Origin of the sequence: Enterocloster aldenensis (genome assembly GCF_003434055.1) — a bacterium.
Classification (GTDB): domain Bacteria; phylum Bacillota; class Clostridia; order Lachnospirales; family Lachnospiraceae; genus Enterocloster; species Enterocloster aldenensis.
Genome location: NZ_QVEX01000002.1, coordinates 224,494 through 244,283 on the forward strand (window position 1 = coordinate 224,494; position 19,790 = coordinate 244,283).

Annotated in this window: 17 protein-coding genes and 1 pseudogene; 1 reads left to right on the forward strand and 17 read right to left on the reverse strand. The window is 48.6% G+C overall.

What is annotated here, in order from left to right:
• From DWX59_RS07400 to DWX59_RS07435, 8 genes are all read right to left on the reverse strand, one after another.
• Nucleotides 1–561 (reverse strand): TRAP transporter small permease, encoded by a 561-nt coding sequence (locus tag DWX59_RS07400; protein WP_166460186.1) that lies wholly within the window; start codon nucleotides 559–561, stop codon nucleotides 1–3.
• A 47-nt stretch (nucleotides 562–608) separates the two neighbouring features.
• Nucleotides 609–1,781, reverse strand: a complete 1,173-nt coding sequence (locus DWX59_RS07405) for a TRAP transporter substrate-binding protein (RefSeq protein ID WP_117557647.1) — start codon at nucleotides 1,779–1,781, stop codon at nucleotides 609–611.
• Between the two features lie 24 nt (nucleotides 1,782–1,805).
• A complete protein-coding gene (locus tag DWX59_RS07410) occupies nucleotides 1,806–3,014 on the reverse strand; it encodes a mandelate racemase/muconate lactonizing enzyme family protein (protein ID WP_117557649.1) in 1,209 nt (402 codons plus the stop codon).
• 231 nt (nucleotides 3,015–3,245) lie between these two features.
• Nucleotides 3,246–4,244 carry a 2-keto-3-deoxygluconate permease gene (locus DWX59_RS07415; protein WP_117557651.1) on the reverse strand — a complete coding sequence of 333 codons (999 nt, stop codon included), beginning with the start codon at nucleotides 4,242–4,244 and terminating at the stop codon, nucleotides 3,246–3,248.
• 50 nt (nucleotides 4,245–4,294) lie between these two features.
• Complete coding sequence (locus tag DWX59_RS07420) at nucleotides 4,295–5,260, reverse strand: lipoate--protein ligase (protein WP_117557653.1); 966 nt, start codon at nucleotides 5,258–5,260, stop codon at nucleotides 4,295–4,297.
• On the reverse strand, nucleotides 5,247–6,962 hold the full coding sequence (gene lpdA / locus DWX59_RS07425) for a dihydrolipoyl dehydrogenase (protein ID WP_117557655.1): 1,716 nt from the start codon (nucleotides 6,960–6,962) through the stop codon (nucleotides 5,247–5,249). Before lpdA ends, DWX59_RS07420 begins: the two co-directional genes overlap by 14 nt.
• Nucleotides 6,963–7,008: 46 nt before the next feature.
• Nucleotides 7,009–7,404 (reverse strand): OsmC family protein, encoded by a 396-nt coding sequence (locus DWX59_RS07430; protein ID WP_207660407.1) that lies wholly within the window; start codon nucleotides 7,402–7,404, stop codon nucleotides 7,009–7,011.
• Between the two features lie 148 nt (nucleotides 7,405–7,552).
• Nucleotides 7,553–7,951, reverse strand: a complete 399-nt coding sequence (locus DWX59_RS07435; protein WP_025486765.1) for a cupin domain-containing protein — start codon at nucleotides 7,949–7,951, stop codon at nucleotides 7,553–7,555.
• 190 nt (nucleotides 7,952–8,141) lie between these two features.
• Between DWX59_RS07435 and DWX59_RS07440 the strand changes: the two genes are divergently transcribed.
• Nucleotides 8,142–8,519, forward strand: a complete 378-nt coding sequence (locus DWX59_RS07440; protein WP_025486764.1) for a winged helix-turn-helix transcriptional regulator — start codon at nucleotides 8,142–8,144, stop codon at nucleotides 8,517–8,519.
• A gap of 204 nt (nucleotides 8,520–8,723) precedes the next feature.
• Here DWX59_RS07440 and DWX59_RS07445 read toward each other — a convergent pair whose 3' ends face one another.
• From DWX59_RS07445 to DWX59_RS07475, 9 genes and pseudogenes are all read right to left on the reverse strand, one after another.
• Nucleotides 8,724–10,328, reverse strand: coding sequence for a glycoside hydrolase family 28 protein (locus tag DWX59_RS07445; protein ID WP_117557659.1), 1,605 nt, complete (start codon nucleotides 10,326–10,328; stop codon nucleotides 8,724–8,726).
• Between the two features lie 11 nt (nucleotides 10,329–10,339).
• A complete protein-coding gene (locus tag DWX59_RS28645) occupies nucleotides 10,340–10,492 on the reverse strand; it encodes a hypothetical protein (RefSeq protein WP_166460187.1) in 153 nt (50 codons plus the stop codon).
• A 22-nt stretch (nucleotides 10,493–10,514) separates the two neighbouring features.
• Nucleotides 10,515–11,384, reverse strand: coding sequence for an extracellular solute-binding protein (locus DWX59_RS07450; protein WP_207660408.1), 870 nt, complete (start codon nucleotides 11,382–11,384; stop codon nucleotides 10,515–10,517).
• Between the two features lie 85 nt (nucleotides 11,385–11,469).
• The gene (locus DWX59_RS07455; RefSeq protein ID WP_235844949.1) at nucleotides 11,470–12,309 is read right to left on the reverse strand and encodes a sensor histidine kinase; all 840 of its coding nucleotides are present in this window, start codon (nucleotides 12,307–12,309) and stop codon (nucleotides 11,470–11,472) included.
• A gap of 286 nt (nucleotides 12,310–12,595) precedes the next feature.
• Nucleotides 12,596–12,769: pseudogene (locus tag DWX59_RS29005) on the reverse strand (TetR/AcrR family transcriptional regulator); the annotation flags it as partial.
• Nucleotides 12,770–12,925: 156 nt separating this feature from the next.
• On the reverse strand, nucleotides 12,926–13,084 hold the full coding sequence (locus tag DWX59_RS28650; protein ID WP_166460180.1) for a hypothetical protein: 159 nt from the start codon (nucleotides 13,082–13,084) through the stop codon (nucleotides 12,926–12,928).
• The gene (locus DWX59_RS07465; protein ID WP_235844950.1) at nucleotides 13,081–14,766 is read right to left on the reverse strand and encodes an O-antigen ligase family protein; all 1,686 of its coding nucleotides are present in this window, start codon (nucleotides 14,764–14,766) and stop codon (nucleotides 13,081–13,083) included. The genes DWX59_RS28650 and DWX59_RS07465 overlap by 4 nt, the downstream gene beginning before the upstream one ends.
• A 26-nt stretch (nucleotides 14,767–14,792) precedes the next feature.
• Nucleotides 14,793–15,323, reverse strand: a complete 531-nt coding sequence (locus tag DWX59_RS07470; RefSeq protein ID WP_117557663.1) for a hypothetical protein — start codon at nucleotides 15,321–15,323, stop codon at nucleotides 14,793–14,795.
• A 57-nt stretch (nucleotides 15,324–15,380) separates the two neighbouring features.
• The gene (locus tag DWX59_RS07475) at nucleotides 15,381–19,781 is read right to left on the reverse strand and encodes an InlB B-repeat-containing protein (protein WP_117557666.1); all 4,401 of its coding nucleotides are present in this window, start codon (nucleotides 19,779–19,781) and stop codon (nucleotides 15,381–15,383) included.
• Nucleotides 19,782–19,790 lie beyond the last annotated feature (9 nt).

A 19,790-nucleotide genomic window follows, 5' to 3' on the forward strand; every position in this document is an offset into this window, starting at 1 on the left:
CTATAATTCCCCCCTTTCTTTGGCTTCCAGCGCCTCTTTCTCGCAGGAATCCAGGTCAATTGCAGGCTTGGAATATCCCAGATTGGTTTCATTTTCATTCCATAAACGTATGATATCCTGTATGATGCGGATACCGGTAAGGATTAAAAGAACCGGTATCCACAAATATATGATTTTCTTAGGTATCCTGAGCAATGAAGTCTCACTGTCCCCCAGGGCCTCAATTACCTTATACAAAGGTCTTTGTATGTAAATACAGAAAAACAGGAATATGATCTGGCTAGTTATCATTAATGCCTTTTTTATCTTGTATGGCACGAACTGCTGGACAATTTCAATTGATACATGTTTCCTGTTGGTGACAGCTGCCGCTATACCGCAGTAAATCATGGGAACAAATAATAATGTGGCAAGTTCTTCCGTCCATGCAAATGAATGGTTCAAAACATACCGGCTGAACACCTGGATTGCCAAAAGTATCCCGGTGAACCCAAACAGGATTGCCGCTATATATTCCTCAAAATGGGACAGATAGTATTTTATATCTTTCTGTGTCTTCAATCCCCCCGCTCCTTTCATATGTCCGTATTAATTACCCTTCCCTTGGCTTACTTGGCTGCCTGGTCCGACAGATACTGATTCAGCTTATCCCAACGGTCCTGTCCCATGATGGCAACCGCTTTTTCATGGACGCTTTCTTCCATCATCGTATTAAAAGCAGCCAATTCCTCATCCGTTAAGATCCTTACCTGCATTCCCGTCTTTTCACATTCATCCTTATAGAACTGGTTTAATTCATTTACCCGCTCATATCCCTTTTCTTCTGCTTCTGCAATCAGTGTCTCAAATATTTCCTGATCCTCCGGTGTCAGCCCATCCCAGAAGTTCTTGCTGATTACCTGTACTGACATCTGGAACAGATGATTTGTTTCGGTACAATATTTCTGTACTTCGCATAACTTATCCACATACAGGTTCTGGTACGGATTTTCTTCACCATCTACGACTCCCTGCTGCAGGGCCGTGTACAGTTCACTGTAAGTAACGTTAGTAACAGAGGCTCCCATGGTCTCAAACGCAGCAACCTGAAGCGGGTCAGTCAGTATACGCATCTTTAAACCCTTTAAATCAGAGGGCGCAACAATTTCTTTCTTATTATTTGTCATCTGCCGGAATCCGAAGGGTGCTATTCCCTTAAATATCACTCCCTCTATATCGCTTTCTGCACGGCTGCACATATCCTGTTTCAGGCCTGCCTCAAGGATACCCCTGACCTGTTCCTCATTGCTGAAAAAGAATGGTATATTCATTTCGGAAAATGCATTGGTGTAATCGCCAAAATTTCCAATTGACAGGCAGTTCATCTCAAAAGCCCCGCTCTTTAACCCGGATACAATATCATCAACCGTTTTGGCCAGCGTACCGTCTGCATATAATTCCAATCGGTATCTCCCATCGGTCCTTAAGGGCAGTTCTTTTGCCAGATGCAGGACCATTGCAGGAATCGCCCCGCCGTTTGTGTCAAATGTATTGCTGGATGTGTTATTGGTATAACGTATCACCTTTGCGTCCGGATACTTGTCAGCTGCCCATTCACAGGCTTCTATTGCGCTGATTCCAGTATATCCATCACCATTGTCCCCGCTGGCTGTTTTGCCGCTGCCTTTGTTATCCTGGGCCGGCTGTCCGCTGTCCGCTCCTGCCTTGTTCTGTCCCCCACAGCCTGCTAACAATGAAAGAACCATCCCCATCGCCAATAATGTCTTTATTCCTCTTTTCATGCTCTTCTCCTTTTCCAATCCATTTTACTTGACAGTAACCATCTGCGCTGTTTTGATGACTTCAGGTTTTAATTCCTGACCAAGCCCCGGACGTTCCGGAATATCATAATATCCGTTCACCGGCTGATAGTCATATAAACAGGTGCTTCTGCAATCCGGATGCAGTGCCCACCCATGATGCTCGTGAATGATGAAGTTAGGCAGGACCGCCTCAATCTGAAGGGCTGCCGCCTTGGAAATGGGACTGCCGCACACATGGATCTGTGCAGCACAGTCATAGGTGTTTGCCATATCACAGATTTTCTTTGCTTCAGTAATACCCCCGCACAGGCAGATATCCGGCTGTACAATCTGCAGCGAGCGGTCCTCAAGGAACTCCCTGAAGCCTGTCCGTCCGTAAATCCGCTCCCCACTGGCAATGGGGATATTCAATTTCTTATGTACTTCCAGCATGTTCTGGGGATTCATGGGGTGGACGGGTTCCTCGTAATAAAAAATGTTCAGCTTTTCCAGCCGCTGCCCTAACTGGATGGAGGTAGTCGTATCTGTATAGGAATGCAGTTCGATAATGATGTCCATATCCGGCCCGCCGGCCTCCCTTATGGCCGCGACCCTGTCGTACGCAGTGCTAAGCTCCCGCTCAGACAGTACTCCCCTGGTCCTCCATTCGCCTTTTCCATCCGGTTCCTGCCTGCTGAGGGCAATGGGATCCACCTTCACACAGGTATACCCCTCTTCCATGACTTTTCTTGTAACAGCCGCGTAATCCTCGGGACGGATCATTAAATCCCGGTCCGGTACAACCCGGTCCGCTCCCCATCCAAATTGTATCTGGCTCGCATAGACCCTTAATCTGTCATTGGTCTTTCCGCCAAGCAGTTTATATACAGGCACACCGAAGGCCTTTCCCTTAATATCCCATAAGGCAATGTCAATTGCACTCATACCAGCGCTGACAATGGTTCCTCCCCCAAGCCCCCAGAATGTGGTCCGGTAAATTTTCTCCCATATCTTCTCACTGTTCATGGGATTTTCTCCCAGTATGACCTCTGCAAAATCCTGTATCATACCAAATCCGGCACGGAATCCTTTTCCGTAAGCCACGCCGACCTCGCCAAAGCCGGAGATTCCTTCATCCGTATTGATTCTGATGATGACCGGATTCCAGGTGTTCCTTCCCTTGCATGGGTTGCCGCTGTCTATTATCATACAGTCAACACTGACAATCTTCATATATACCCTCCTTATTTTTATTAAATGATTGGTTGTTTAGTTGTTCGCCCGATTCCATTATAGCAAATTGTATAGTTTTGTCAACTGTTTTTATATTTTTTTATTCGTAATTATTAATATACGATTCCGGCATACAAAAACAGGCTGGAAGTAATATAAATACTTCCAGCCTGCTGCAGGATCATTATTCAAATCACATGATAATCTGTATGATACGATGCCATTGCCTGCCTAAGCCGACTCTTCCACTGCCCTTCCGATGGTTTTGGCAGCCTTCCTCTCCTCAAATTCTGCGGCACTGCCCCATTTTTTTACTGCCCAGTTAGTCATGAGCGGTATCAATATCAAAGTCACAATAACCGCACATGCGCACTGTGCCGTTGCGCTTTCCACATAAGGCGCCATCTCCGGAACAGCTGCCGCAAACATGGCAGGCGTGGCAGCTGCATTGCCCGCCGTACTTGCAATAGCTGCGCCGGCATAACCTGGTCTCCGGTTAATGAATTTATCACCCAGGATACAGAACAGCCCAGAAACACCGGCGCTTAAAATCCCCAGCATGATTCCCGGAAGCCCTCCTGTAGCCAATGTCCTAATGGAAATTCCCGCCCCCAGGCAGAATGAGAAAAACGGAATCATGAAGGTGGGGCCATTTTGAAGGAATTTTGCTATATCCCTATCCAAATTACCCAAAATCATCCCCACCAGGACCGGTCCGATTGCGGCCAGCAGTGCCATAACCGGTACATCGGCCAGACCGGTCGCCCCAAATACCAGCATGGTCAGAAAAGGCCCGTCATTAATGGACAGCACGGACTGAGCGCCTAAATCCTTCTCATCGCCGTAGATACTGGTCAGTGACATGTACAGTCCGGCATTGGAGTTTGTTACCGCTGCAACAATAGCAATGGCTGAGATTCCCATAATACCGCTCATGCCACACAGATGTGCAATTCCTACACCCAGGACAGCTCCGGCCAGGAATTTGGATAACATCAATACGGTTCCCCGTTTCAGTACCTCGCCCGCCTGCCTGAAGTCAATCTGGGCTCCCACACAGAATAATGTTATCGCAATCGTAGTGTTGGTTCCTGCCGAAGAAAACATAGCCGTCGTCAGGCCGCCAACCTGTAATATCTGTGGAATGAAGGTGTTCATCAGCACTCCCAGAAAGAGCGGGACAATCATAAGCCCGCCTGGTATCTTTTGGATATTCTTAAATATTTTCATATATAGTTCCCTCCACAGTCCATAATGATAGTTTTAAAACCTTTCATGTATTAAAATAATAGCCCTATAATTTCTTTGGCCGAAACACCGTGTATATAATCTTCCATATCTATACTATTTAACGCTTCCATAAGACTGTTTTCCTGATGGCGCTTTCCCCTGAGCAGCAGTTCTAACTCCCGGATATCCCTGTTACCAAAAAAATCCCCGGAAAACTTTAAACATTCCATATAACCATGTTTTGTGGAAAATGTAACATGAACCAGCCCTGATGCAAATTTTGCCTGATTCGCAAAATCATATCTTGGAAAATCACCATAATTCCACTTCCATGTGGAGTATTTTTCATGTTGCAGGCGCCCTATCTCCTTAAGTTCTTCTTCAGAGAAAGTATCCGCCGGATTTATGTCCATTGACCGGAACAACCTGTCTTTCATCTGGGCTGCGGTTACCTTTACCTTGAGATGGTCATTTACATTGCAGACACGGCTGGCAACTGAACGTATGGCCCTTCCCGTATATTTCTCAGCAGATGGCCTCAGTACCCTGCTCAGTGCGGTAAGATCCGAGGATATCAATAATGTTCCATGATGCAGCAAACGGCCGTTATGTAATAATTGGGAACAGCCTGAAATCTTGCATCCGTCCAGCAGCAGGTCGTTCCTTCCTGAATATTCCGCCTTTAGCCCCATCCGCCCTAAGCAGTCAGCCACGATTCTGCTGAATTGGGAAAAATCATAGTTCCTGTCAGTGTGATGTAAAAAGAGGGAGTAGTTTAAATTGCCCAGATCATGATAAACAGCTCCTCCTCCGGTTAACCTACGGACCAGTCCCACATTTTCCCGTCTGAGAACATCTGAATCAATTTCAGACAATGCATTTTGGTTTTTTCCGATGACTACGCAGGGGGCATTCTGCCATAACATGAACACATCATCCTTGCCGGTATTGAGAAGGTACTCTTCTGCTGCCATATTAAAATATGGATTTACGGATGTATTATCAATCAACCGCATGGATTATATGCTCCTCTTTTTTGTTGACGGAATGCAGCGCCCCTACCCCTAAACCAAGGATGCTCTCGGATATGGCTTCTCCTGTTGTGGGATGAGGGAAAATCACTTCAGACGCATCCCTTTGCCTGATATGGAACTGTACAAGTTCTGTTATGGAATTTATAAGGGTAGAGGCATCGGGTCCTATGATGGAGCCGCCGATTATTTCGTCTGTAACACGGTCTTTAACCAGTTTGACAAACCCATCTGTATCTCCCATGATCAGCGCCTTTCCATTTCCGGAGAATGGGAACTTATAGACCTCATAGGATATTCCATCCTTCTGGCAATCCATTTCCGTTTTTCCTACAGAAGCAATCTCAGGCATGGTAAAAATAACATTAGGTACAATATCCTGTTTCTCCCCGCCATCCATTTTCAGTATATGACGTACGGCCGCCATCCCCTGATGTGAAGCCGCGTGGGCTAACTGGAGGATATTGTTCACATCACCGATAGCATATATACCAGGCCTGTTGGTCTGCATGTGCCCATCCACCTGGATACCCCGTCTGTCCCTTCTGGTTTCTATGTTGGCGGCTTCAATATTAAGGGTTTCATAATCCGGCACGCGTCCAACAGCCATTAAAACCTTCTCGCTTACTGCAAATGCTTCTTTTCCGTCTTTTTCGTAAATGACAACCGCTTCCTGATTTAATCCGTTCTCAATCCGGCTGACCCTGGCACCTGTCTGGATCAGGATACCTTTACGTTCTGCAATTAACCGCAGCCTGCCTGAGATGTCTTTATCAACCATTGGGAGTATGCCCTCCAGATACTCGATAACCTGTACGCTGACGCCAAGGCTGTGATATATGAACGCAAACTCCATACCAATGACGCCTCCTCCGATAATCGTGATGGATGACGGCAATTTTTTTAAAGACAAGGCTTCCCTGCTGTCCATTACCTGTGGCAGCTGTACTCCGGGTATTCTGAGTCCAGCGGATTTAGAGCCTGTCGCAATGATGATGTTGGCGGCACTTACATGCACCTGACCTTCTTCCTGTTCCACAATCACCTCATTCCCTGACAGGAATCTGGCCGTACCTGTAAGAAGCTTGACACTATGGTTCTTAAGCAGGCCGAGTATTCCTGAAACAAGCGTTTCCTTTACCTCATCCTTCCATTCAATCAGGCGCGGCATATTAATCTGCGGGTGCGGTACTTCAATCCCCATCTTAGCCGCCTTTAATATATCCTGATACGTCCTGGCTCCTTTGTTGAGGGCCTTTGTCGGGATACATCCTTCATTCAGGCAGGTCCCTCCTACTGTCTTGGCCTCTGCAAGGATTACTTTAAGCCCATTCTGCGCCGCATATATGGCTGCCTCATATCCTCCTGGGCCAGCTCCAATAATAAGTAAATCAGTCTTTTCCTCCCTGCATTTCTTAACCGGCGTGCTCCTATTTCCTGCCTCTTCCTCTTTACATACGGTATCTGTGTCCATCCTCACAAGCACATCATTCAGGACGATGCGGTCTCCTTGGTCAACAAGCACCTCTTCCACAATACCATCTGCAGGAGCAAGGATAGGCAGGATTCCCTTTGAAGCCTCATATTGCAAAAGTTCATCTCCCGCCTTCACCTGGTCGCCTGCCTTAACAGATAGGGAACTGACAATTGCATCCGCCCCCATAAGAAATTCTAATTTTATATCCATGACTTCCTCCCTGTATACCAATCCTTCATTCCAGTTTCAGGAGCCTTTACTCCACCATGGTTAATGCCGGTTCGTCAAATGGTACGCCATGATTGATTGAGTCGCCTACCGGGCATTTCCTTTCTGCAATGCTTAACAGCTGACCGATCCTTTCTTCCGGCATGTTGCTCTTCACATAATAGTGGAACCGGATGTTCTGAAAGCCGGGGCGTACATTCGGATCGGCACCTGATATCCCGTCTGAATCCTTGTCGCCTTCCACTTCAACCCTTATTCCATCAATTTTAATCCCGTACATTTTTGCAAAAATAGCGGTCGTAATGGCCTGGCAGGCACCAAGGCTTCCCAGCATTATCTCCACTGGATTCATACCTTCATCCGTCCCCCCTGCAGTAAGCGGCTCATCCACTATAATCTTATGTGACCGCGCTTCTATTTCCATTTTGACTCCATTAACCTGATTTACTGAAACCTGATATGTCTTTATCGCCATTATTAATTCCTTTCTCACTTTAACTTACAAACCTGCCATTACATCGTATATTGCAATACCCCCTCCAAAGGAAGGGGTATATATGGTAAATGACTTATTAGCAGAATCCTCCCTGCCCATTTAATGGGTTTACATCTCCCTCTTTTGGTACAATGCAAAGGATATGTAATTTCTCAGTTTTGGAGGTATTCCAGAATGTATGCTCTAAACCACCAGGAACATGCATCCATGAACCGCTTTCAATGTCATACTCCGTCCCATCGATTACAAATTTCCCCTCTCCGCCAATGCACAGCGCCCAATGTGCCCATGGGTGGCTGTTTGGCGGGGCTACTGAAAACGGGTCCAGAAGGAAGCTTCTCATGACATGGCTGTCCCAGAACCGGCCATCCGGTCCAAAAACAATGCGCTTTTCTGCTCCCAGGATAAAATTAGATGCATCCACAGTGGGTAACTCCTCGATTTTTCCTACCAGTTTTACATTTTCTTCCATCATTTAACTTCTCCTTATTCACTTCATATTTTTGCATACAACCGGTTTGAATGCCTTGAATTGTTTGTTGTAATTTGATAATATATCATTATGCAATTTCAGTCAATTACGCACTTTAATGTAACCATTCACCAAAATGTAAGCAATTACCTAAAAGTAATCGGAATATTCAATCAACGGAGGGGGACTTATCATGAATACGGAAGAGGCACAATGCCCTATTGAAACCACACTAAGAATGATTAACGGGAAATGGAAATTAAGGATCATAAAAGAATTGCTGCATTCCAATATAAGATTCGGACAGATATTAAAAAATATCCCTGATATTTCCCCGAAAGTACTGTCGCAGCAGCTGAAAGAAATGGAGGAGGACGGCATTATCGAACGGATTGTCATCAGTGAAATGCCCCCTAATGTTGAGTATGTCCTGACTGATATGGGCGAAAGCCTTTTAAATGTCTTTAAAGAAATTAAACGATGGGGGATGTTCAATCTTCTGAATTATGAAAAGAAATCAGTAAAATGTCTGCAATGCAGACAATGCCAGGATACAAAATATAACTGTTAACCTTTAAATCGAATAGTGTCCGTGTTATCTGCTTATGGAAAACACCCTGGTTCCTGAATGACAGTTTCAGAAGCCAAGGTGTTTTTTCCATCTCATTCACATCAGCACCCTAATGTAAATGAGTCGGATCCTGTTTTAGAACGGGCATTTGAATAGATATTGTTATCCCCGTATATCCATACCTTTCGGTATTTCCCAAGAGGGTCAGTTCTTTTGCAATGGTTCCTTCATAACTGCCCCGATATCTTCAAACACAACGCCCTTACAATACCGCATCACTATCCCCTCTTTGCCGCCCTCCTCATTTCCCAACATGATTTCCCGGAACACAATCTGTTTCAACTCATATCCAGGTTCATCAAACCTGCACAGTTCCATTGCATTACAGTTCCTCCATCCCTCTCCCCCATCCATATAACGTCCCTGGATATGGAGTCTTTCAAAACTGTAATTTTCAAAAACAGGAGGGACTTCGGAACCTGCTCCATCATCATTATAATCTACGGAATGAATCATCAGTCTGGGAATCACGCAATCCCTCACATGGACTTCCCGCACATAGCCGCCCCGTTTTTTCGTTGCCTTAATCTCAATCCCATACCTGGAACCAGACAGGTCGCAATCCCAGATGCAGACGTCTTCAATTCCGCCTGAAATCTCACTTCCAATGGCAATACCGTGTCCGCAGACGCTTCGGCAGCCAAAAATACGGATGTGTCTGCTTGGCCGGTTGATTCTGTTCCCTTCGGGATTTTTGCCGGATTTAATTGCAACAGAATCATCTCCCGTATAAAAATTGCAATCAAACACCGTGCAGTTCGTGGAGGAATCCGGGTCCCAGCCATCTCCATTCCAGACGCCCTCCGAATGGAACTGACAGGCATTTGTCACAACTGCGTCCGAATAAATCATTTGTACATTCCAGCTTGCGCCATTTTTAAGCGTAAGCCCGGATAACACCACATTCCGGCAATTGCTCATATGAATCAGGCGCGGGCGCACCCGTCCGGGTATTGTGTCAGGATTCTCATACGCCCGTCCCCCGTCGCCCAGCTCCGTAAGATAGTCCTTCAGCCGTTCACGTTCCGACTCAATCACACGCCGCGCCAGTTCCCTGCCGCCGCTGGCAATGGTCCCGCCTCCGCAGATTACCACGTTACGGCAATTATAACCGCCATCCCGGTCAAGTTCCCCCAGGTTCAGAAGACTGCTGTAGCACTCCATCTCCGTACCCTCAAACCGGCTCCTGATTCTGGGAAGATAGTCCTTTGGAATGTCTGTTCCCTGTAGCGTGGCATCCTTTTCTATGTATAGCATCATGTTGCTATGAAGCCGGAGCGCTCCGGTCATGAATACACCTGGGGGTATATAGACCATGTCCTTCGGGCCGCATTCATCGATTGCTTTTTGGATTGCCCTGGTATTCAGGGTCTTCCCATCTCCCTTGGCCAGGTATGGCTCTTTGGTAATATCCACGCGCCGTCTTCCCGCTTCAAGTTGTATGTCTTTCCCCGGCAGTTCCCATAGAACTGCCGGGTCTGCTTCCGCCGGGTTTACTCCTGCCGGGTCCACCGCTTCCATCCCAACCATCTTTACCTTTACATGGCACTGCCGCTGTGTCTCCGGCACAGTAAAGCCTGCATGGGTTTTTACCACGGTCTGCTGTAATACACCGTCTACATAGACCTGGAAACGGCAGCCCGGTATCCATTCTTCCGGTTTACCCCAGAATACGGTCACCCTATTCCCCACGACGACCGTCTGTATCTCAGTCCACACATCCGCTGTCCGGCCTTTCATTTTATCCATGGTTTCCCCGCTTATTGCGATACAATGAACTGCTTGATATCCTGATACATATCTCCATAATCTTCTGCATAGACCTTAAGTCTTATAATCCGGTTCAATCCCATATTCAGGACACCCAGAAAGGACTTAGCGTCCACGACAATACTTCCCCTGAACAGGTCCATCTTTTTTCTCCTCTCCTGTATACTATCCCTTGATTCCGTCCATTGCAATCCCATCCACCAGATACCGCTGGAAAATGATAAAGAACAGGATTACCGGAAGCAGCGAGATTACCGACATAGCGAACAGGCCTCCGTAGTTGTTATATGAGTTCGGGTCCAGATACAACATAGATGAACCAAACTGCCAGACGCCCATCAGGATGATAATGCTGAGCGCTGTCTTGGGATTGCCCAGAAAGGAGGTGGCCTGATGGATGCCAAATACGGATAACAAGGTCATGACCACGCCTTTATTTCCGAAAATCTGTTTCCACACAACCGATACAGCAATACTTCCGCCAATAATGGACGGGACGTAGTAGAGCGTCCGGTAAAGGCCAAGGCACTTGTGGTCCTTATTCAGCAGCATGGCTTCCAGCATGGGAGGGGTAATCATCTGGATCTTATCGTTTACGCCGCTTACCTTGGACGCATAGTTATTCCACTCAATCAGGGACGCGCCGTCTCCGGTCACAACCGGGCCCGCCTCCTGTCCAAGGGCCTGGATAGCCGCATATTCGTCGGGATTAGGCACAGCGCCCTTTGCCATCAGGTCTGCCCACATCTGGATGAAGTCAGCGCAGACCGCATCATCGGAATAGCCAATGGCTTTCTTATCATCGGAGAACAGGTCCTCCCCATGCTGTCTTACCCAGTAGTTAAAGATATTGGTATCATCTACCGGTCCATTGGCCATGCCGTACTTTCCTGTTTTTTCTTTTACAGTCTCCGCCATGGAAATCATGTCTCCCCAGGTCCAGCTGCTGTCCGGCACTTTAAGTCCTGCCTCTGCCAGCACGTCCGGATTGAATCCAAAGGACTGGTAGGAACTTGCCAGGACCAATCCAACCATCTTATCGTTGATTTTACCGGAATTCAGCAGGTTCTCATGATTGCAGCCATCCCCTCCCTCTCAATGTCCTCGTCATCCACTAAGATTACTTTATACATGCGTCTTCCTGCGCCTCCCTTTTCGGAATGGTGATGATTACCGTGGTCCCCTGGTCCGGGGTACTGTCTATCCAGAAACCTGCTTCCTGGTAAAAGGCCATCTTCAGCCGCTCTGCAATATTCTTAAGGCCTATGCCATGGCCTTTGGGCCTGGCTGTGAATTTGCGCACGGCCAGTAGCTCCTCAGGCGTCATTCCCGGACCATCATCCGTGACAGTAATGCGGATAAGGTCCTCCTCCCGCACCGTCACCGTAATCGTACATGGAGTCAGCATCTTCTCCACGCCATGGTATATGGCATTTTCCACCAGCGGCTGCAATGTCATATGCGGGATCAGATATTGCCCGCCCACCTTTGCATCGATGGAAAAAACCGCACGTTTCTGATAGCGGTATTCCTGGATTGTAATATACTGCTCCAGCATATGAAGCTCTTCTTCCATGGTAAAATACTGCTCCCGGTTCAATGCCGCCCTGAGGATCGTCCCCAGCGCCACGGTCATCCTGGCCGCCGCCCCATTCTTCTTGGCACGGATCATCCAGTTAATGCTGTTAAGGGTATTATAGAGGAAATGGGGATTGATCTGCGCCTGCAGCATCCGGTATTCCGTATCTTTTAAGAGGATCTGTTTCTCATAATTTTCATGGATAAGGTTGTCAATCTTATCCAGGGTCATCTGGAACTCCTGGGTCAGAAGTCCGATTTCGTCATTGCCGTAACCTGTCCCCAGGAATTCCCTGGCCCCCAGGAAATCACCTGTCTCCACAATTGCCATACTTTCCGTCAGCCGTTCCAGCGGTTTTACCAGCCGGTAGGCCAGATGCACAACGCTTTGAAAAATATGCGGCAGTCCCATGGGAAGGACATACATCACTTCATTACTTTAGGAGCATGAAGGTCCGTGTCTCCCTCAGTTTTACCAGTTCCCTCTGATTGATGAGGGAAGTCACATTTCTTCCTATATTCCACAAAGCAGCCTCACCCGTTCATGCCCATATCCATTGCTTTTCAGTTCCGGCGCCAATCTCAAAATGGTATTTCACAATGCCGGTATTAATTTGGGACATGGGACTATTGTCCTTTGTGCGGATGGACACGGTATTCCCATCAGCTTCAATGAGCAGCTCATCAATATTCCCAAAGTGATTATAACAGACAGCCGCCGATACACCGACTTTCTTCGCCGCCTTTCGTAAAGAAAACTTTTCAATCCCCTCCTCATGGATTAACTCAAGTCCCTGTTCAATGAGTGTTTCTTTTAAATTACCAAAACATTTTAATGGTATGTTACATGAAAAAAATTGCCGGCCATCACACGGATGACCGGCAAACTGATTTTTCAAGTATCCTTCCCTGCCTTATTTCTTCTATATCCTTCTATTCCTTTTATTCTGTATCAGGAACATTGATAAGATCCAGGAAATCCGGTAATACTGCTCCCATCATTCCCTGGACTCCGTGTATCTGTGAAGGTATTCCATCTGGGCATCATCGTCCGCCTGACGTCCGTATGGCGTTGTTCCTGCAGCACAGCAATAGACGACAATTCCTATGATGCATACGGCTAAAAGTATCAGGATAACTGCTATCATCTTCTTCATTCCTTTCCATCCTGCTTATGTATCAAGTCTGGGATGCCTTTATCGGTCCCATCCTCCCCGGATACCCCCATGGCCAGCAGCATCAGCATGACAGGCGTCACGATGGGGACGCTGATATTGACCGCTGCCTGGGCGGCATAACAGATTACGGCAAAGGCAATTGCCATCACGTAGGGCCGTTTCCCTGCCGAACGGATCATTTTCCGGATGGATGTAACCAGCAACGCCAGATAGGCCGCAAGTCCGGCCAGCCCCACCGTTATCAGATATTGAAGGTATTCATTATGGGCGCTGTCGAAAAATTCCCCATAGCGCATCACCATCTCATCATAATACTTCTCCATGACAACCGCACCATATGTATCGGGTCCGGCCCCAAACAGTTTCTGTGTAAAGGGAAAGCCTCCATAGCTCTCCATTCCAATCCTCCATATGTACCAGCGGTGCGTCCCCCAGTCGTCATTGATTGCCAGGTACTGCGCCAATCCGCCGTAGTTTCCTGCATTTCCACGGACATTCACATCATAAAGGGCAAAGCAGGCCAGGATGACCACCATGGACAGGAACGCCAGCCAGACCCACCGCCCCCTGTTCCCATCCTGCATAAGGGGGTGTGTATCCGGCAGCCTCTGTATCATCCGGCACAGTATGAAGTACATGGCCCAAAGGGCCGCCACCAGGACAATCAGGTAATGGGAGCCGGATATGACCCGGTACAATCCTCCCATATGGCCTGCAGCGCCTGAAGACGGCTTTGTCATCCTGGGAAGAATCCAGAATTCCGACCCCAGCACTGCAAGTATGAAAATATAAGTCCTGGCCCCCCTCAGGTTCTTGAACGCGTACAGTGGTAAAAGCCCAACCAGGGCCAGTATTGCAAGGTAGGCATTATCGCTCATTCCGGTAATCAGTGCAAAGAACGAGACTGACATGCAAAGGAGATACCATGTTTTCCTTATCCCGGCCTCCTCCGTAAAGAATAGCAGGGCGGATGTCCCGGCCAACAGGGCTGCATAGGATGTATATGTGTTAATATTCCCAATGGTGGATGTGAACATATAGTATTGTTCCGGATCCATCAGCTTCTTAAACCCAATGGGATCCATATCAAAATACTGAAGAATCCCTATGATGCAGGCCGCCATGCCGGCCCCCAGGAACAGATCCAGATACCATTGTCTTAACCGCAGGTTCTTACTTACGGCAAAATACATGAACGCATAGGTAATCCACAGCAGAAGGCCGGAAAACCTCCCATTGCTTCCCAACAGGGCCGCAACCGGAGACACGGACTTCAGGGTGGATACCCCTGCTATCAGTATGAAATCCAGCATGGACCAGTCAACGGCGTTAAACAGCCGGTTCCTGTCCGGATTCCTCACACAGCCAAGATAGATTGACAGGCTCAGAAAGATTCCATTTGCCATCAGGAATACGGCTGCAAAGATAATTACAACCCTATAATAAAAATATGTCTTAAAATTCAGTATATCAAAGTAATAATCCCTGAACACAAGGGGGAACACCCCAATTATGATGACTGCGAAAACACCTGCCAGTGCACAATTCGTATTTTTCCATGCTGAATGGAATCTTACGATATTTAAAATGCCTGTCCTCTTACTATTATCCATGATTACTCCCTTTAAGGAAATCCCAGAAGCAGCCATGGCTGATACCATGGCTGCCTCCGATACTCCATCTGTTTTTACATCTTTAAATCCTTATTCTTCCGGTTCCTGCACATATAGGTATTGGCTTCATCCAGCATACGCATCAGTTCCAGCGCGCTGCGGAATGCGATATAATGCGTTCCTGTGTAACTGCACTGGATCCTCCCCTGCATGGAAGAATTCTGTCTATACAGCACATGGACCAGGATGACTGCCTTCGCAGCTGTCACATAGGGGAACATCTTCCCTGCCACATCCTCTTTGACCAGGACTTTATCGGACTTATTTTTCGTTTTCCCCCTAAGCGCCCGATACTGCTGCGCCCTTTCCTTTTGCAGGAAACGTGGTTCTGTGGTTGCCATGGGGACGCCTACCATTTCGCATACCTCATCAAGGGCCAGTATCAGCCCATGGATTCCTTTAAAGCTTACAGGACGGGGCAGATGATAATTCACAATGATACCGTATGGCACATTATTTTCATTTCCATTGATACACACAAGCATCATGCATGCCCTGTCCGTACCTGCCATTTCAATCTGACGGCTCTTTTCTTCACTCAGCATGGTCTACTCCTTTGCAGCACAACCGCAGACATCTGTTTGGAACTTCAATCGCCTGTTTTACGGTGTTTCCCTCATCCATCTGCCATTTTCATCCACCGGATATCCATCCGGGGTCATTTCATTTACATATAATGTTCCCATCGGCCTTCCGTCCTGGCCTCCGGTGCTGAAGAAATACCAGTACTCCCCAAGCTTCTGCCATCCGGTTGCCATGCCTCCGGTAAACTGGTTCAGATAGTACCACTTCATGTCCTTTGCATCATAGTACCAGCCCATGACTAAACGTCCAAAGTCAGCTCCCAGATTATCATTAAGATAGTACCAGTGTCCGCCTGCGTCCATGTACCAGCCGTAATCCATGATACCGGCCGCATTAAAATGATAGGTGCAGGTCTGCCGGGCATCCTCGTACTTTATGTTGATCCATTGGTCTTTGATGGTTCTTCCGCTCCTCAGGATAAAGGACCATTGTCTTCCATCCGTGCCAATGCTTTCCCACCGTCCTTCCGTGCCGACGGCATAGGTCCTGTAATCATTAAAGGTTGTTCCCGGCCCAAGGCTTCTGCCCCCGCCGGAGCCGCCGCGTGAGCCGCCTCCGCCGCCTCCGCCGTTGCCTCCCGGCCGGTTGGGATTGTCCGGGTTATCCGGATGGTCCGGGTCATCGGGGTTGTCCGGCGGATTGGGGTCATTAGGATCATTGCCGCCGGAAGTGATGGAATCCACAAGGGCTTTTAAGGTATCATAGGTGTCCAGAAGCTCGTCCACGGTCGGACGGTAAATCCTGTTGGCAACTTCCAGTGCAATATCAATTGCATCGCTTAACTCTTCCTTATCCTCTTCGCTTACCGATGGATTGTCCTTTAATGCCTGGGCTATGGAAATCTGGGTCAAAAGCTTCTGCCTTGCCTCCTGCCACTGGGTATCATCTTCCATCTGGTAGAGCACATGCAGGGTCAGATTCTTTGTGACAGGTTCGCCCGTGTCATACCCGTTGTTCGAGGAGGCTGTCCTTCCCAGCCCATTATATTCCCATACAACCCCGGTAATGGGATCCGTATAGGCATCGAATATATCCAGGTCCATGAATCCCTGGGCATCCTCCAGGGCCGTGCCGGACCTGACCTTGATTATATGTTCCACGGAACGCTTATCATCGATGATCCTCACTTCATGGGCCTTCAGGTATGTAAGTACATAGGTGCCTTCCACATTTGCATCAAAGGACACAACTCCTGTGAACCCGGAATCCGCGTCATCCGGATCCGGCTCCATGGGCACCTGCGTACATGTATATTCCCCGTCCAGGTCCTCCACGTTCCACAGCTGGTAATCCGTATAGCCTCGCATGCTGCGGTCAAGGACAGCGTATATCCTGATATCCGGCTCCTTGTCCACACCGGGCGGGATATCCTTGTTGCTGCCTCCCACCTGTCTTGTCAGTACGGACGATAAGGTCCACGGTACCTTTACCGCATCATTGCCAACTTCGGCTTTTGCAGCCTCGGACTCTGATGCCTTGGGCGCCCGCTGGGTGAACTTGACTGTGTAGAGCACGTCAACCCCCGCTGTCATGGCGTCCTGGTCGCTGCTGTTATCCGTAAGTCCGTCAATCAGGTCCGCCATCCTGTCATCTGACAGGTCAAGGGCCACCGCCCCTGTCTTAGGCGTATAGTCAATGGAAGCATTACCGGGTGTCGCTGCCGACACTGCGGCATAATAATTTGCCTGAAGCACCAGGTTTCCCTCCGGCATGGTGATGGTGGGGTTCCTCCTGGTCTTATCGGCCAGTGTCAGCCTGCCGATCAGCGCGCTCCACTGCCGGAATGCCTGTCCCTGGCTGTTGGTGGTTTCCGCATCCAGGGAAATCAGATCCCCGGCCTTTACCACTGCTGTCTTATCGTCGTCAAAGTCAACGGTCACGCCGCCCCGCACGATTTTAGTGATGAATCCGCCATTTGTAAGGGCTATGGTATAATCCTGCTGTTCCTGTGAATTTCCTATGACCGCTACCTGGGTGCCTAAAAGTATCTTATCGGCAGCCCCTGTGTCCTCTCCCGGCTGCTTTGCAACCACCACGTATAACTGGTTTGACTCCAGCCCGCCAAGAACGGCACGCGGCGTGGCGCCGGAAGACATGACCCATCCGTCCTCATCTGCACCGGGGACATCCATTACATCCCCTTCAATATTAAGGATTGCATACAGGGTTCCCGGATCTGCAGGCTCAACCACCACCTGTTTCATACCGGTCCCATCGTCCTGTACATCGTAGTTGCTGCCAAGGGCCGGTACCGTCACTCGCGAAGGCGGGCTGAAGGTACCCGGGTCCAGGTTCTCCGGAAGGATTACCCCCACATCCGGGTTGGCGCCCTGGATCATCTCATAGACATAGTAGCTTGTACATGGGTTTAACCCGGTAAAACCGGCATTCTTTAACTGGCTTCCCAGTTTGGTCCCAACCACCTTATAATCCATATCAGTCAATGCGTACCTGCGGTTTTGGTTGGCGCCCGATACGCCCACCTTCCCGCTTCCATCGCTGCCTATGGTGCCCTGGGCATCCGGCATTGTCAGTATGTTGTCATCGCTGAGCCCGATGGGGATGAACCTTGCCGTATAGGTCTGGTCCGCATTGATAGTCTGCGGGCCCTGCATCCTGTTCCCGTTTTCGTCAAACCAGCCGTCAAACATGTAGAAATTATCGGGATGGGTGCTGGGAAGTATCAGGGACGACCAGGATGTGCCTATCTCCACATGGCTTGTCTTATTTCCTTCTATGGCGCCGTGAGGCCCGGATACAAACTTCAGGTCAAACCATTCGCCTTCTGTCTCCTCAAAATTCGCAAATAATTTGATGGAGGTATTGATTACCGTGTCATCTGCCAGTTTTGGTCCTGTTTTATTGCTTCCGTTGGATGTGGCCTTATACCAGCCGTCAAAACTGTAATGGGATGAAGGCGTGGGTATAAGCCCTTCCGTTACCTGGGCCAGGGTATTGTCCCCGGACTTTTTGACAAACTTAGGGGCCGTACTCCCGTTAAAGAATCCGTTCTGGCCATTGTAGAATTCTACTTTTGCCCAATAGTTCTCATCCGTCAGGTCTTCGGTGTAGGTGATGGTTACGGTACCACCCTGAAGATTCGGGGTCAGGTTCAGTTTCTTAGTCTCCTGGTTCAGGGATACCTCTGACAGGCTGTCCTCCCATACTATATTAGGAGGATAAACATAGCCTGGCATTTCATCCACGTCAACTTCCACCGGCACACCGGGATTCACGGCCCGCGTCTCCTCTTCCCGCAGGATATTGCCGTGGTTATCCATGCGCTTTACCCGGAGTATGGTTTCAAAGCTGGGGTCCAGTCCATATTGATAGGTAAATGTTATGGCCTGGTTTGGCATCTTTCCTGTAAAGTAATAGTCAGATGTATTAAGACTGACCCCTGCATCCTCTGCAGAGATGACGCCCATACCGTCCAGGTCCGTGATTCCTCCGTCAGTCAGTTCCGCTGATTCAAGCAGATAGGAATTAATGACTGCCGGTTCAATGACATAGCCGGATTCCACCGGAAGGGTCCTGCTCTCCGGTGCTTTAATCTGATTGCCTTCCATATCCACGTACCGCACCGTGATTTGGAATTTTTTCGCCGGGTCAGGTTCATAACGATAAGCCGCTGTCAGGCTGTCATTGGGCATGCTGCCCCTTACCGCATTGGTGGATGTGTTGATGCTGGCCCCGCCCTCTTCCATGGTGCCCTGTCCGCTTGCCTCGCCGTATTTGCGGACTTTATTGTTCTTTAAGAGCACGGACTTAAACCGGTATCCCGGTATATCCCTTCTGTAGGTTGCGGAAATAGGATTGTTGGCCATCTGTGTACTTTCCCAGGATGATTCGAAGAATTTCCTTAAATCAGGATCCTCATAATCAGCCGGCCATCCGCTGCTTCCATCCGCCTCATCCCTTGCCGTGTTAAAGTCCCTGTAATGTTCTACCCTGAATGTATAGGGAGTTGTCTCATTACTTTTCCACACCGCGTTGTAGGTTGTCACGGAATCATACGGGAAGGCATACGGGAGTGTCTCCACCCGGTTGCCGCTGGTTCCATACCAGCCGTCAAATGTATAGCCGTCCCATGTAATACCGCTAAAATCCGGTACCTTTGGCCTTGCCCCGGACCCAAAGTCATCCGTGGGCAAACCTGCAAAGTTGGCGGAACTGGTCAGGGGACTGCCTGCCTGCCCGCTTGCCACAAACAGATTGCCCTCCATGGCCCCGCCGGATGCCACACCGCTATAGCTGGAAAGCTGTACTCCCGGCCCATTCTGAGGATTGAACTTAATCTTAACCAAATCCCCAAAATCAACCGCATACGCCGGGTGTCCCGGGACAGCCATGGAAAATACCATGACTGCCGCCAGCATCCCTGCCAGCTTTGATTTTATATTATATCTCTTTCTCATCCGGTTCCT

What these genes read in the sequence shown, in the direction of transcription:
- DWX59_RS07465 (WP_235844950.1), bottom strand. Translation starts at nt 14,766, where the DNA reads ATGGTATCAGCCATGGCTGCTTCTGGGATTTCCTTAAAGGGAGTAATC.
- DWX59_RS07430 (WP_207660407.1), bottom strand. Translation starts at nt 7,404, where the DNA reads ATGGAAATAGAAGCGCGGTCACATAAGATTATAGTGGATGAGCCGCTT.
- DWX59_RS07415 (WP_117557651.1), bottom strand. Translation starts at nt 4,244, where the DNA reads ATGAAAATATTTAAGAATATCCAAAAGATACCAGGCGGGCTTATGATT.
- DWX59_RS07420 (WP_117557653.1), bottom strand. Translation starts at nt 5,260, where the DNA reads ATGCGGTTGATTGATAATACATCCGTAAATCCATATTTTAATATGGCA.
- DWX59_RS28650 (WP_166460180.1), bottom strand. Translation starts at nt 13,084, where the DNA reads ATGAAGAAGATGATAGCAGTTATCCTGATACTTTTAGCCGTATGCATC.
- DWX59_RS07475 (WP_117557666.1), bottom strand. Translation starts at nt 19,781, where the DNA reads ATGAGAAAGAGATATAATATAAAATCAAAGCTGGCAGGGATGCTGGCG.
- DWX59_RS07445 (WP_117557659.1), bottom strand. Translation starts at nt 10,328, where the DNA reads ATGGATAAAATGAAAGGCCGGACAGCGGATGTGTGGACTGAGATACAG.
- DWX59_RS07410 (WP_117557649.1), bottom strand. Translation starts at nt 3,014, where the DNA reads ATGAAGATTGTCAGTGTTGACTGTATGATAATAGACAGCGGCAACCCA.
- DWX59_RS07440 (WP_025486764.1), top strand. Translation starts at nt 8,142, where the DNA reads ATGAATACGGAAGAGGCACAATGCCCTATTGAAACCACACTAAGAATG.
- DWX59_RS07450 (WP_207660408.1), bottom strand. Translation starts at nt 11,384, where the DNA reads ATGGTTGGATTGGTCCTGGCAAGTTCCTACCAGTCCTTTGGATTCAAT.
- DWX59_RS07470 (WP_117557663.1), bottom strand. Translation starts at nt 15,323, where the DNA reads ATGCTGAGTGAAGAAAAGAGCCGTCAGATTGAAATGGCAGGTACGGAC.
- DWX59_RS28645 (WP_166460187.1), bottom strand. Translation starts at nt 10,492, where the DNA reads ATGGACCTGTTCAGGGGAAGTATTGTCGTGGACGCTAAGTCCTTTCTG.
- DWX59_RS07435 (WP_025486765.1), bottom strand. Translation starts at nt 7,951, where the DNA reads ATGATGGAAGAAAATGTAAAACTGGTAGGAAAAATCGAGGAGTTACCC.
- DWX59_RS07405 (WP_117557647.1), bottom strand. Translation starts at nt 1,781, where the DNA reads ATGAAAAGAGGAATAAAGACATTATTGGCGATGGGGATGGTTCTTTCA.
- lpdA (WP_117557655.1), bottom strand. Translation starts at nt 6,962, where the DNA reads ATGGATATAAAATTAGAATTTCTTATGGGGGCGGATGCAATTGTCAGT.